The organism is Bifidobacterium jacchi (genome assembly GCF_009078285.1).
Lineage (GTDB): Bacteria > Actinomycetota > Actinomycetes > Actinomycetales > Bifidobacteriaceae > Bifidobacterium > Bifidobacterium jacchi.
In genome coordinates, this window is record NZ_RQSP01000055.1 from 1 (window position 1) to 13,536 (window position 13,536).

Here is a 13,536-nt window from a genome sequence, read left to right on the forward strand (position 1 = left end):
AAGTGAGGCACCACTCCGGATTTCGCGCTCATTTTCAAATGAGGCACCTCGGCGGCGTATATTCGACTGTTGGATTTCAACTGTTGGATGAAGCGGGTTCGGCACGAATACGCGCTTGATTATGCGGTGAGGAGACCTCTGATGACCACAGGCACGACCACAGGCAAACTGGTGTTTCTTGACATCGACGGCACGTTGGCGGACGAGAACCATGTGGTGCCCGCTTCGGCGCGAGAGGCGTGTGCCGAGGCGCAGCGCAACGGGCATAGGCTGTTCATCTGCACCGGGCGGTCCATGCCGAAGATCGAACGCAGCATCCTCGACCTCGGCTTCGACGGCGTGGTCTCCGTGGCCGGCGCGCAGGCGAATGTGGGGGACCGGCTGCTGTTCCGGCATCTCGTGCCGGCCGAGGCGATTGATGCGGCAATGGCGTATTTCCGCGCGCATCACATCGAGAACTATCAGTGGCAGGGCGCGGACGGCATGTACATCTCCGAAGGCTATCGCCGTCACTTGGAGTCGAAGGGCAAGACGTGGAATCGCGGCGAGTTCGCGCGGTTCTGGCACCTCATCGACGAAGTGGAGGTGCCGGCCGGCTCGACGCTGGGCCATGTGATTCGTGCGAGCAAGGGCTCGTACTTCACCGGCCCGGACCCGGATGTGACGTTCGAGGAGACCAAACGGGATCTGAGCCCGTGGTTCGAACTCGTGCACGGCTCGTACGACAAGATCTCGCCGAACAACGGCGAGCTGCTGATCAACGGCTACGACAAGGGCACCGCCGTACGCGACGTGGCCGCGGCGCTGGGATACGACATCGCCGATACCATCGCCATAGGCGACTCGGACAACGACACGGCCATGCTCAAGGCCGCCGGCACGTCCGTGGCCATGGGCAATGCCATTCATGGCATCGAGCAATTCTGCGATATGCAGACCACCGACATCCACGACGACGGCATCGCCAACGCCTTCAAGACGCTCGGCTTGGTGTGAGCGGCGTTGCCGTGGGTGGAATCGTCGTGGGTGGAATCGTCGTGAGATTGGCGGGACGTGAGTATGGACATGATTGCAACGTCGTCCGATGACCAGTTGAAGGTGGCAGTCGCACAGTTTACGGTTGCACGGGAGCCGGAACGCAATCTGGAATCGATCGATGCGTTCGCGCGGGATGCGGCGCAGGACGGCGCGAAACTGCTGGTGCTGCCCGAGGGACTCATCGCGCGTGACGGTGATGATGATTCGTTCGCCGCCGCCCATGCGCAGTCCATCACCGGTCCGTTCGTCACGGGATTGCGGCGGATCAGCGCCAAACGCCACATCACGTTGATGGGGACGGTCCACATCGTGCCGGATGCGCGAAATATGCGAGAAGATGAGGGGCGCCCCGACAATCATCGGGATGCTCAGCCGGACAATCGCGTCTCCAACGCCTTCCTGGTGATCCGCGAAGGCGACATCATCGCCGACTACCGCAAACTCCACTTGTATGACGCGTTTGCCGCACGCGAATCCGACGTGGTTCGGCCCGGGACGCAACTGCCTCCCATCGTCGATATTGACGGATGGAAGATCGGTGTAATGACCTGTTACGATGTGCGGTTCCCGGAGACCGCGCGATCATTGGCCGTGCGCGGTGCGGATGCAATCGTGGTCAGCGCCGCATGGGTACGCGGCGATTGCAAAGAACGGCACTGGAGGCTGCTGACGGCGGCCCGAGCCGTGGAAAACACCTGCTACGTGCTGGCGTGCAGTGAGGTCAGCAAACGCAACATCGGATGCAGCCGCATCATCGATCCCATGGGCGAGACCATGGCTGAAGCGGACGATACACAATCTGGTCTGATTACAGCGGTGCTGGACCGGAATCGACTTGAACGAGTACGCGAGGTATTGCCGGTACTGAAGAATCGGCGGTTCGCCGACCCGCAGCTGAGATGCTACTGAGACGCAGCTGAGATGAGGATGCTTATGAATGACATTGGAGGACACGCTATGGATGAGCGGTGGCTGAAGGCTCTGCGGGCCAAGAACAACCCGGTCAAAGGTATGCGTGGCGGTGTGCATGGCGGGAAGAGCCATGCCTTGGATGAACAGATGTCAGTGGGCAAATCGGCCGCGCGTGGTGCTTCGCAACCGTCGAAGCGACACACACAGCCATTCAAGGCCACCGGCCACAAGGGCGGAATCAGCCGGCAGGGGGCTTGATGACTGCCGGCTGATGCCGTGGTTCCTGCGTAAAATCAGTCCTCTTCGTGCCAGTGGGGGTTCTGACCGAAGGTGTAGCCCTCCGGGTTGTCCATGGCGGCGATGTCCTGCATGTCCTGCTCGTCGAGCGCGAAACCGGTCAGGTCGAGGTTGGCGCGCTGGCGCTCGCGGTGCATGGACTTCGGAATCGCCACGTCGCCCAGCTGCAGGTGCCAGCGCAGGATGGCGGCCACGGGGGAGACGCCGTGCTTGGCGGCGATGCGCAAGATGGTCGGGTCCTTGAGCATTTGGTTGGCGCGTCCGAGCGGGCTCCACGCCTCGGTGATGATGCCGTGCGCGTCATCGTAGGCACGCTGCTCGTTCTGCTGGAGGAACGGATGCAGCTCCACCTGGTTGACGGCCGGCGTGACGCCGGTGGCGCGGATGAGCAGGTCGATATGGCCGGGCAGGAAGTTGCTCACGCCGATGTGCTTGACGATGCCCTGCTGCTGCGCGTCGACCAGCGCCTGCCACGCCTCCACGAACTGACCCTGCGAGGGGTTCGGCCAATGAATCAGATACAGGTCGATATAGTCGAGACCCATGCGGGCCACCGACTCCTCGATGGTGGCGCGCGCCTGATCGTACTGGTGATGGCGGCCCGGCAGCTTCGAGGCCACGATGATCTCCTCGCGCGGCACATCCGACTCGCGAATCGCCTTGCCGACCACGCCTTCGTTCTCGTAGTTGAACGCGGAATCGATGAGCCTGTAGCCCACTTCCAGCGCCGACTTGATGGCCTCCGCGCCCGCGAAGCCGTTCACCTTGTATGTGCCGAATCCGATGGCCGGCAGCTCCAGTCCGTCATGCGCCTTGCGCGTGGGGATTGCCGGCGGTTCCATCAATGTCATGGTCGCTCCCTTTCGATCGCCAGATTCATGTTGCCTGATCGCGGCATCGTGCGATCGGCGTCAGGACGACCCACGATACCGAGACAATACTGTACTGCGTTCGTTTCCTCACATTCCTCCTGCGCTTGCGCTCAGCAGCGGATTCGCCCTCAGCAGCGGATTTGCGCAAGGTTTTCTCGAACTCAGGGGGAATCCCGAGAAAACCTTGCGCAAACGACCCCCTTAGCGCAAGGTTTTCTCGAACTCAGGGCAAATCCCGAGAAATACTTGCGCTGAGCAGCGGGTTTGCGCAAGGTTTTCTCGAAATGGTCGATCATCCCGAGAAAATCTTGCGCTGGTGGGTTGGAGAGCTGACCGACACAATGGCTGGTGTCAGCATCCCATGTCAGAATCCCAAGTCAGCATCCCATGCAAGCAGCCCAAGTCAGCAACAGCAACGCACGCCGGCAGCCCATGTAAGCAACCCAAGTCAGTACCGCCTCAAGTCAGCAACCCACGTCAGCGACTACGTCAGCTATCCACGTCAGCAACCCACGTCAGCAGCCCGTGCCAGCAGCCGGTGTTAGCAAACCGTTAGTGAATCGCCGCTGTGCGTTCGTCGGCGCGTATGGGAACCATAAATACCCCCTCGTTACCATTTGCACACATTTACAGTTGGATATGCAATGACCCGATGGCGAGCATCCGTCGCGCGCATCGGCTGAGGTTTGGCCGGTGCACGCTTCGGTGGCACGGCATCGGGTTTGTTCGTATGACAAGGAGAAGGACATGCCCTGGTGGGTTGATGTTGCCTACGTCGTCGGCACGGTTGCAATCTTCGTGCTGTTCGATCTGTTTGGAAAGTGGGTGGACAGACTATGAACACGGCTTTCGATGTTCTCGGCGTGATTCTCGGGTTCGCCGGAATCGCCTACATGATCTATTCGCTGTGCCGTCCGGAGAAGTTCTGAGCTTCCGGCCGAAGTCTGAAATCAAAGGACTCATCAAATGGTCTACTTTTTCGCTGTGATGGCGCTCCTGCTGGTCGCCGTCATCCTGGCGGCCATCTACAAGCCGCTGGGCGACTACATGTACAACGTGTTCACGTCCGACAAGGATCTCTTCTTCGAGAAGTGGATCTACAAGATCATCGGCGTGGATTCCAAGAAGGGCCAGACCTGGAAGGCGTATCTGCGCGGCGTGCTCGGCTTCTCGCTGCTGAGCGTCCTGGTCCTCTATCTGCTCCAGCGCGTTCAGGCCTGGCTGCCGTTCTCGCTGGGCTTCGACAACGTTCCCGGCCCGCTGGCGTTCAACACCGCGGCATCGTTCGTCACCAACACCAACTGGCAGTCGTACTCGCCTGACGTCACGCTCGGCTACACCGTCCAGTTCGCCGGCCTCGCCGTGCAGAACTTCGTGTCCGCAGCCGTCGGCATCGCCGTCGCGATCGCTCTGGTGCGTGGCTTCGCATGGCGCAAGTCCGAGACGATCGGCAACTTCTGGGTCGATCTGACCCGTACCACGATGCGCATCCTCATGCCGATCTCAGTGGTCATGGGCATCATCCTGATCGCGCTCGGCGTGGTCCAGAACTTCGCCGGCTTCGTTGATGTCAACACCATCGCCGGCGGCCACCAGTCGATCATGCAGGGCCCGGTCGCCTCCCAGGAGGTCATCAAGGAGCTCGGCACCAACGGCGGCGGCTTCTTCAACGCCAACTCCTCGCACCCGTATGAGAACCCGAACATGTGGACGAACCTCATCGAGATTCTGCTCATGCTGTGCATCCCGGTGGCGCTGACCCGCACCTTCGGCCGCATGGTCGGCAACGTCAAGCAGGGCTACGCGCTGCTCGGCGCCATGGTCATCCTCTTCACGATCAGCTTCTTCGCGGTCGTCACCGCCGAGTCGTTCTCCAACGACGCGATCACCACCCTCACGGGCGGCTCGCTCGAAGGCAAGGAGAACCGCTTCGGCATCGTCTGGTCCGGCATGTTCGGCACGACCTCGACCTCCACCTCGACCGGTGCCGTCGACTCGATGCATGATTCGTACACCGCCATCGGCGGCATGATGTACATGTTCAACATGATGCTCGGCGAGGTCAGCCCGGGCGGCGTGGGCGCAGGCCTCTACGGCATCCTCGTGATGGCCGTCGTCGCCGTGTTCATCGCCGGCCTGATGGTCGGCCGTACGCCTGAATACCTCGGCAAGAAGATCGGTCCGCGCGAGATGAAGATGGCTTCGCTCTACTTCCTCGTCATGCCGATCGTCGTGGTCGCAGGCGTCGCCCTGAGCGCCGCCGTGCCGTTCGCGCAGGCGTCCGACTCGATGAACAACGGCGGCAACCACGGCTTCTCCGAACTGGTGTACGCGTTCACCTCGGCCGCGAACAACAACGGCTCCGCGTTCGCCGGATTCGGCGCCGACACCCCGTGGTTCGACACCATGCTCGGCCTTGCCGTGCTGCTGGGCCGCTTCCTGCCGATCGCGCTGGTGCTCGCTCTGGCCGGCTCCCTCGCCAAGCAGGACATCGTTCCGGTCACCTCCGGCACGATGAAGACCGACACGCGTCTGTTCGCCGGTCTGCTCGTATTCGTTATCTTCATTATTTCCGCGCTGACGTTCTTCCCGACGCTTGCTCTGGGACCGTTGGCAGAAGGTTTGGTGGCTTGATATGACTTCCGCAACTGTGAACGACGTCTCGGTCGACGCGAACGCGCTCGCGAACGACGTCAAGCAGAGCAACAACAAGTCGCTGGGCGCGATGCTCGGCAAGAGCCTGCCGGATGCGTTCCGCAAGTTCGATCCGCGCAACATGTGGCACAACCCCGTCATGTTCATCGTTTGGGTCGGCGCCGCGTTCCTGACGCTGCTGGGCATCTGCCAGCTGTTCGTGCCGTCGCTCGCCAAGGGCGAGCCGGTGTACTTCACCTGGATCGTCGCCATCGTGCTGTGGGCTACCGTGCTCTTCGCGAACCTCGCGGAGGCCGTTGCCGAAGGCCGTGGCAAGGCGCAGGCCGACGCGCTGCGTCGCACCCGCACCACGACCCCTGCGCGCATCGTGCGCGGCTATGACGAGAAGAACGATCCCGACGTTCGCGGCCCGGAGAAGGGCGAAGGCCCCTCGTACATCGAGGAGATCCCCAGCTCCGACTTGAAGCTCGGCGACGTGGTCGTCGTCTCCGCCGGTGAGCTCATCCCCGGCGACGGTGACATCATCTCCGGCATCGCCTCGGTCGACGAATCCGCCATCACCGGCGAATCCGCGCCCGTCATCCGCGAATCCGGCGGCGATCGCTCCTCGGTGACCGGCGGCACCCGCGTGCTGTCCGATCGCATCGTCGTGCGCATCACCCAGAAGCCCGGCGAGTCCTTCGTCGACAAGATGATCGCGCTGGTCGAAGGCGCCAACCGCCAGAAGACCCCGAACGAGATCGCGCTCGACGTGCTCCTGAGCTCGCTGACCATCATCTTCCTCGTCGTCGTGCTGTGCATCAACCCGCAGGCCGGTGCGGTCGGCACCTCCGTGAGCCTCACTGTGCTCATCGCGCTGCTGGTGTGCCTGATTCCTACGACGATCGGCGCCCTGCTGTCCGCCATCGGCATCGCCGGCATGGATCGTCTGGTCCAGCACAACGTGCTCGCCACCTCCGGCCGCGCCATCGAGGCCGCCGGCGACGTGACCACGCTGCTGCTCGACAAGACCGGCACGATCACCTACGGCAACCGTCAGGCCTCCGAGTTCCACGCGTTGCCGGGCGTCTCCCACGAGGAGATCGTCAAGGCCGCGGCTCTCAGCTCGCTCGCCGACGCCACCCCCGAAGGCCAGTCCATCGTGACGCTGGCCCGCGAGGAGGGACAGGAGTTCGACGAGGTTCCCGGCTCCACGCCGGTCGCCTTCACCGCCGAAACTCGCATGTCCGGCCTTGATCTGCCCAACGGCGACCGCATCCGCAAGGGTGCCGCTTCAGCCGTCGAGGCGTGGATCGACAAGGAGGGCGGCACCATGGCCGCCGAGGTGCGCGACGCCATGCGTGAGCGCGTAGAGGCCATCTCCGGACAGGGCGGTACGCCGCTCGTCGTCGCCGAGCAGTACGCCAACGGCGAGGTCAAGGTGCTCGGTGTCGTCCAGCTCAAGGATGTCGTCAAGAAGGGCCTCAAGGAGCGTTTCGCCGATCTGCGCAAGATGGGCATCCGCACCGTCATGGTCACCGGCGACAACCCGCTGACCGCCAAGGCCATCGCTGCCGAGGCCGGCGTCGACGACTTCATCGCCGAGGCCAAGCCTGAGGACAAGCTGCGCTACATCAAGGCCGAGCAGGCCAAGGGACAGCTCGTCGCCATGACCGGCGACGGCACGAACGACGCCCCCGCCCTCGCTCAGTCCGATGTCGGCGTCGCGATGAACTCCGGCACCTCCGCCGCGAAGGAGGCCGGTAACATGGTCGACCTCGACTCCGACCCGACCAAGCTGATCGATATCGTCGCCATCGGCAAGCAGCTGCTCATCACCCGTGGCGCCCTGACCACCTTCTCCATCGCCAACGACGTCGCGAAGTACTTCGCGATCATTCCGGCCATGTTCATGGAGAAGTTCCCGGGCCTCGGCGTGCTCAACATCATGGGCCTGCACAGCTCGCTGTCCGCCGTGCTTTCCGCGATCATCTTCAACGCGATCATCATCGTGCTGCTGATCCCGCTGGCGCTCAAGGGCGTCAAGTACCGTGCGGAAGGCTCCGAGAAGATCCTCGGCCGCAACCTCAAGGTCTATGGCCTTGGCGGTCTGGTCGCGCCGTTCGTCGGCATCTGGATCATCGATCTGTTCGTCCGGCTCATTCCGGGATTCTGACGGGAGATATGTCATTATGAAGAACAGCATGTCATTGAACCTGCGTAGCTACTGGGCCGGCTTCAAGGCCGTGGTCGTGTTCACTGTCATCGTGATCGTCTACACGTTCGTGATGACCGGCATCGGCCAGCTGGGCATGCCCAACCAGGCCAACGGCTCCATGATCACCAATGCGGACGGCGAAACGGTCGGCTCGTCGCTGATCGGCCAGTCGTTCACCGACGCCGACGGCAACGCGCTGCCGCAGTACTTCCAGTCGCGTCCGTCCGCGGCCACCGATCCGAACGCCACCGAGGAAGAGCCCGACAACCAGGGCTATGCGGCGAACGCCTCCACCGGCACCAACTACGGCCACAGCGAGAAGTCGCTCATCGACTCCGTGACCGAGCTGCGCAAGACGATTGCCGAGCGTGAGGGCGTGAGCGTCAAGGACGTTCCGGCCGATGCCACCACGGCATCGTCGTCCGGCCTTGATCCGAACATCAGCCCCGCGTACGCGGCCATTCAGGTCAAGCGCGTCGCAAAGGAACGCGGCCTGAGTGAGGAGAAGGTCGAGGAGCTGGTTCGCAAGAACACCACCGGCCGCGGTCTCGGCTTCATCGGCGAGTCCGTCGTCAACGTGGTCACGCTGAACCGTGATCTCGACGCGCTCAAGTGAGCGTTTTGCTGAGGCGTATCGGATTGCGGTACATGATCCGAGCGCTTGAGTGACAATGATGAAGGACGGCACCCCATAGTCACAGGGTGCCGCCCTTCATCATTTCATTGTTGTAGTCGTATTGTTGACCTACAAGGGTCGTTCAGGTTATCGGCCTGTGGGGGAGCGGACGGAAAGGAGCCAACGGCATGGCAAGGGCACGAGGAACGTTCAGGGTGCTGCTCGGCGCGGCACCGGGCGTGGGCAAGACCTGCGCCATGCTCAAGGAGGGTCGCCGTCTCAAGGCCGAGGGGCGCGACGTGGTCATCGCCCTGTTGGAGACCCACGGCCGCAAGGCCACCGAACGCTCCGCAAAGGGGCTGGAGCGCGTGCCCCGCCGCCGCACCCATTATCGCGGCATGTGGCTTGAGGAGATGGATCTGTTCGCCGTCATCCAGCGTCATCCCGACGTGGCGCTCGTCGACGAGCTCGCCCATACGAACGCACCCGGTTCGGTGCACGAGAAGCGCTGGCAGGACGTCGAGGACCTGCTTGACGCCGGCATCGACGTGATCACCACCATCAACGTTCAGCATATCGAATCCCTGAACGACGTGGTGCGTGAGATCACCGGCAGCACGCAGAAGGAGACCGTTCCCGACAAGGTGCTTCGCTCGGCCACGCAGGTCGAGCTCGTCGATCTGCCTCCTGAGGGCCTGCGCGAACGTCTCTCCGCCGGCCTGGTCTACAAGCCGGATCGCGTGGATGCGGCGTTGAGCAACTACTTCCGCGTCGGCAACCTCACCGCTTTGCGTGAACTTGCGCTGCTGTGGCTTGCCGGCCGCGTCGACGAGGCACTCAAGGAGTATCGCGACGAGCACCACATCAAAGCCAAGTGGGAGACGCGCGAACGCGTGATCGTGGCGCTTTCCGGCGGCCCCGAAGGCGAGCAGCTGCTGCGCAGAGGCGCGCGCGTGGCGAGGGCCTCCGGCGGCGGCGATCTGATCGCCGTGCACGTCACCTCCGAGGACGGGCTGTCCAGCTCGAATCCCGGCCTGCTCGTCAAACAGCGTGCGCTGGTCGAACAGCTCGGCGGCACGTATCATCAGATCGTCGGCGAGGACATCGCCGACGCCCTGCTCGACTTCGCGCGCGCCAACAACGCCACCCAGGTCATCGTCGGCGTGTCCCGTCGCAGCGCCCTGAGCCGCTGGTTCGGCCGGCCATCCGCCACGACCGGCATCATCGCCAAATCAGGCGACATCGACGTGCACATCGTCACGCATTCGTTCGCCAATCGCGGCATTCGTCTCTCCTCGGCCCGGCATACGCCGATGGCGTTCGGTCGCAGGGCGGGCGGCATCCTGTTCGCATTTGCATCGGTCGCGATCGCATGGTGGATGCTGTCGATGTTCAGTTCCCCGGACATGGCTCAACGCGACGCGTTGATACTCCAGCTGCTCGTCGTGATCTCCGCGGTGATCGGCGGATTCATCCCCGCCACGATCGCCGCTCTGCTCAGCGGCCTTGCGCTCGACGTGCTCTATACCGAGCCATTGGGCACGTTCCATGTGATGCGGCCTCAGGACATGGTCACGATCGTGCTGTTCATCACGGTCGGTCTCATCGTCTCCGCCGTGGTCGATCGTGCCGATGCGCGTGCACGGCAGGCCGAGCGTGCCGGCAACGAGTCCGAGATGCTCGCCAGCGTGGCCGGCGCCGTCATGAACAGCGACGATCCGCTGCAGGCGATCGTCGGTCGCACGCGCGAGGCGTTCGGCTTCGACTGCGTGCGCGTGGTGCGCGACGGCGAGGTGCTCGTCTCCGACGGCGAGCCGCTGCCCGGTGATCTTGAAGAACGCGACACCGTGGCTCTCGGCGATCAGGGGCCCAGGCTCGAACTGTACGGCCGCACCATCGAGGCATCCGACCAGCGTATGCTCATGGCCATTCTTTCGCAGATCCGCAGCGTCATCGAACACAACGATCTGGTGCGCAAGGCCAGCGAGGTGGAGCCGCTGGCGGCCGCCGAAAAGGTGCGTACCGCGCTGCTCAACGCGGTCAGCCACGATCTGCGCCGACCGCTCGCCTCCGCCACCGCCGCCGTCTCCGGACTGCAGCGGCTCGGCGACCGGCTCAGCAGTGATGATCGGCGCGATCTGCTCGCCGTGGCGTCGAACGGTCTGCGTCAGCTCACCCGCCTCGTCAGCGATCTGCTCGACGTGTCGCGTCTGCGCGAGGGCGCATTGCCGGTCATGCTCGTCGCAACCGACGTGGGCGAGGCGATCGTGCCGCTGTTCGACGAGCTTGGCATAGGCCCCTGGCAGGTCGATCTTGACATTGCGCCCGATCTGCCTCTTGTCGTGGCGGACCCGCCGCTGCTGCGACGCGCGCTGTCCAACGTCGTCGCCAACGCGATGCGGTTCACGCCCAACGGCCGACGCGTGCGCATCGCCGCATCCGTATTCAACGGCATCGTCGAGATTCGCGTTGCCGACCGTGGCCCCGGCGTTCCCGACGACCGCAAGCCGGACATCTTCGTGCCGTTCCACCGCCTTGGTGACACCGACAACACGACCGGTCTCGGTCTTGGCATGGCGTTGTCGAAGGGCTTCGTCGAATCGATGGGCGGCGTCATCTCCGCCGAGGACACGCCGGGCGGAGGACTCACGATCGTCATCACGCTGCGCGCCGCCGACCCCTCTCTTACGGTCGGCCAGCGCATTCCCAAGAACGAGCGTCCCGACCCGTCCGACATCCTCCAGCAGGACACGCTTGACATGTCGGGCGCGGTATCCGACGTGATCCTGCCGCTGCCGGGCACGGGCGACTCTTCGGAACGCGGCCTCGACCGCTTCATCAACTACGGCACCATGCGCGGCGGTGAGAAGCCAAGCCAGCAACAGTCGATGGATACGTCGAACGGTGAACGGCCGGACGACCAGCCGAGCGATCGACCTTTGTCGGATTCGTCGAACGGCATGCGATCCGACGGCGTTCATGCTGAGGCATCGCCAAAAGACGCCGAATCCGAGGGGAAAACCAACGCCAGCGGTGACGACACCGTGGCCGAGGGCATAATCCGATCCGGTGATGATAGACAGTTGAACAGTCATCAGATGAACAGTAAGCAAACGAACAGTAAGCAAACGAACAGTAAGCAAACGAACAGTAAGCAGACAACGAACGACAGCGGTGCACTCGTCACCGAACATCAGGAGGAGTAGATCATGAAGATACTGGTGGCCGACGACGATCCGCAGTTCCTCAAGGCCATGCGCATCACGCTGCGCTCTCAGGGCTACGAGGTGGTCACCGCCCGCGATGGCGTCGAATGCATCACTGCGGCGGTCGACGAGAGGCCGGACCTGTTCATTCTCGATCTCGGCATGCCGAAGATGGACGGCATGGGTGTGATTCAGGGCGTGCGCGGATGGACGCGCGCGCCGATCATCGTCGTTTCCGGGCGTACCGACGCGCGCGAGAAGATCGCCGCGCTTGACGCCGGTGCCGACGACTTCGTGACCAAGCCGGTCATGATCGACGAACTGCTCGCCCGCATCCGCGCGTTTCTGCGCCGCGTGCCCGAGGAACGGCAGGAGGATTCCGCTCCGGCCGTCACGCTCGGCGACATCACCATCGACCTGACCGCGCACGCGGTGTTCCGCACTCATGCCGGCCGTCAGCTCAGACTGCGGCTCACCCCAACCGAGTGGAAGGTGCTCGAAACGCTGGTGCGCAACGCCGGCCGGCTCGTCACCCGTCAGGATCTGCTCACCACCGTGTGGGGCTCGCAGCACGTCAACGACACCGGATACCTGCGTCTGTACATCTCGCAGCTGCGCAAGAAGATCGAACCCGATCCGGCGCACCCGCGCTATCTGAAGACCGAATCGGGCATGGGATACCGGCTCGACGTGCCCGGCTCGACGAGCGAGGAACACTAGCTGGCTGCGTCAGAAGTTCGTTGATCATATTGTTGGCTTCCCCTGTCAGGACGTTGCCGTTAGGCAAACAGCGGAGCTGTTTGTAGGCAACGTTGCTCGACGACAGTCGAGCCGGCAGACTGCGCGCGAAGCGCGACCATGATTGCGGCAAGCTGGCCCGCGAAGCGGGACTGAGGGGTAGTGAATTCGTCAATGAATTTCTGACGCAGGACACTAGCTGGCTGCGTTGCAAATAACTGAGGGTCTCCAGCTGCTGTCGCTCCCTCCAGTCAGCTTTGTCTGTCTGCAATTGCGGACGCGCGCTGCGCTTGGTGTGTCGGCTCGCTGGTCTGTTCGCATGCAGCCCGGCGAGTCTGTGACGCAGGACGACGGGGTATGTGTTTGAAGTGGCCTGATTATTGTTCCGTCTCTATTATTGTTCCGTCTCTACTGTGAGACGGCTTTGTGCCGTCTGCTATCGCCGCAACGGAATGTTGGTTGCCGATTGTCGACCAATACGCCATTGATCGAACAGAAGCCCACGCTTGGACGAGCCGGCCGGCGAACCGGCAGACTGCGCGCGCAGCGCGTCCATGATTGCTGGACCGTTGCCGTGCGCAATCGTCCGTGCCGCTGTCCGTGCCGCCGGTCCATGGTTGGCGATCAAAATTCGGGAAAAGAACGGCCATCTCCCGAATGTTGTTCACTGGGATGGCGTCAGTGATCATTATTCGGGAATCGGGCCCATTGCTCCCGAATTTTGATCGCTGCCGGCCGCTCAGTGAACAAGATTCGGGAGATCAGCCATCGATTCCCGAATTTCGTTCACTGGAGAGCGCCTCGCCGTGCCTTTCGCTGTGTCTTTCATCATGCCTTTGCCTATCGTGTGCATCGGACGTATGCCGCGTGGACTGCCCGTGGGCATCGTGTGCATGGAGCGTATGTCGTCGGATGCATCGTGTGCATGCAACGGATGCGTGGGGGCGCGAAACGCGCGCTTCGTGTACGTCGTATGCACACGATCGCGCAGATGTACGTTCCATG

The 13,536-nt window shown here is 63.0% G+C and carries 10 protein-coding genes; 8 read left to right on the plus strand and 2 right to left on the minus strand.

Annotated features, from left to right (window positions below; all coding sequences use genetic code 11):
* The first annotated feature begins 141 nt into the window (after positions 1-141).
* The 3 genes from EHS19_RS09660 (at position 142) to EHS19_RS09670 (ending at position 2,208) form a co-directional block, all read left to right on the plus strand.
* On the plus strand, positions 142-996 hold the full coding sequence (locus EHS19_RS09660; RefSeq protein ID WP_151917556.1) for an HAD family hydrolase: 855 nt from the start codon (positions 142-144) through the stop codon (positions 994-996).
* A gap of 63 nt (positions 997-1,059) precedes the next feature.
* Positions 1,060-1,947 carry a nitrilase-related carbon-nitrogen hydrolase gene (locus EHS19_RS09665; RefSeq protein ID WP_241677198.1) on the plus strand — a complete coding sequence of 296 codons (888 nt, stop codon included), beginning with the start codon at positions 1,060-1,062 and terminating at the stop codon, positions 1,945-1,947.
* A 24-nt stretch (positions 1,948-1,971) separates the two neighbouring features.
* Positions 1,972-2,208, plus strand: a complete 237-nt coding sequence (locus EHS19_RS09670) for a hypothetical protein (RefSeq protein WP_241677199.1) — start codon at positions 1,972-1,974, stop codon at positions 2,206-2,208.
* 35 nt (positions 2,209-2,243) lie between these two features.
* On the opposite strand, the gene EHS19_RS09675 is transcribed toward EHS19_RS09670, so the two are convergent.
* The gene (locus tag EHS19_RS09675; RefSeq protein ID WP_151917569.1) at positions 2,244-3,092 is read right to left on the minus strand and encodes an aldo/keto reductase; all 849 of its coding nucleotides are present in this window, start codon (positions 3,090-3,092) and stop codon (positions 2,244-2,246) included.
* Between the two features lie 993 nt (positions 3,093-4,085).
* On the opposite strand from EHS19_RS09675, the gene kdpA reads away from it, so the two are divergent.
* The 5 genes from kdpA to EHS19_RS09705 all read left to right on the plus strand — a co-directional run bounded on the left by kdpA (position 4,086) and on the right by EHS19_RS09705 (position 12,513).
* Positions 4,086-5,753 carry a potassium-transporting ATPase subunit KdpA gene (gene kdpA, locus EHS19_RS09685; protein WP_151917560.1) on the plus strand — a complete coding sequence of 556 codons (1,668 nt, stop codon included), beginning with the start codon at positions 4,086-4,088 and terminating at the stop codon, positions 5,751-5,753.
* Position 5,754: 1 nt separating this feature from the next.
* Positions 5,755-7,929, plus strand: coding sequence for a potassium-transporting ATPase subunit KdpB (gene kdpB, locus EHS19_RS09690; protein ID WP_151917562.1), 2,175 nt, complete (start codon positions 5,755-5,757; stop codon positions 7,927-7,929).
* Between the two features lie 28 nt (positions 7,930-7,957).
* Entirely contained in the window at positions 7,958-8,587 is a 630-nt protein-coding gene (gene kdpC, locus EHS19_RS09695) for a K(+)-transporting ATPase subunit C (RefSeq protein ID WP_241677201.1), read from the plus strand.
* Between the two features lie 188 nt (positions 8,588-8,775).
* Positions 8,776-11,793: a DUF4118 domain-containing protein gene (locus tag EHS19_RS09700; RefSeq protein WP_151917565.1), complete on the plus strand. Its 3,018-nt coding sequence runs from the start codon at positions 8,776-8,778 to the stop codon at positions 11,791-11,793.
* A 3-nt stretch (positions 11,794-11,796) separates the two neighbouring features.
* Positions 11,797-12,513 (plus strand): response regulator, encoded by a 717-nt coding sequence (locus EHS19_RS09705; protein WP_151917566.1) that lies wholly within the window; start codon positions 11,797-11,799, stop codon positions 12,511-12,513.
* A 757-nt stretch (positions 12,514-13,270) separates the two neighbouring features.
* On the opposite strand, the gene EHS19_RS11095 is transcribed toward EHS19_RS09705, so the two are convergent.
* Positions 13,271-13,536: hypothetical protein (locus tag EHS19_RS11095; RefSeq protein WP_206666353.1), on the minus strand; the 266-nt coding region annotated here is incomplete at its 5' end.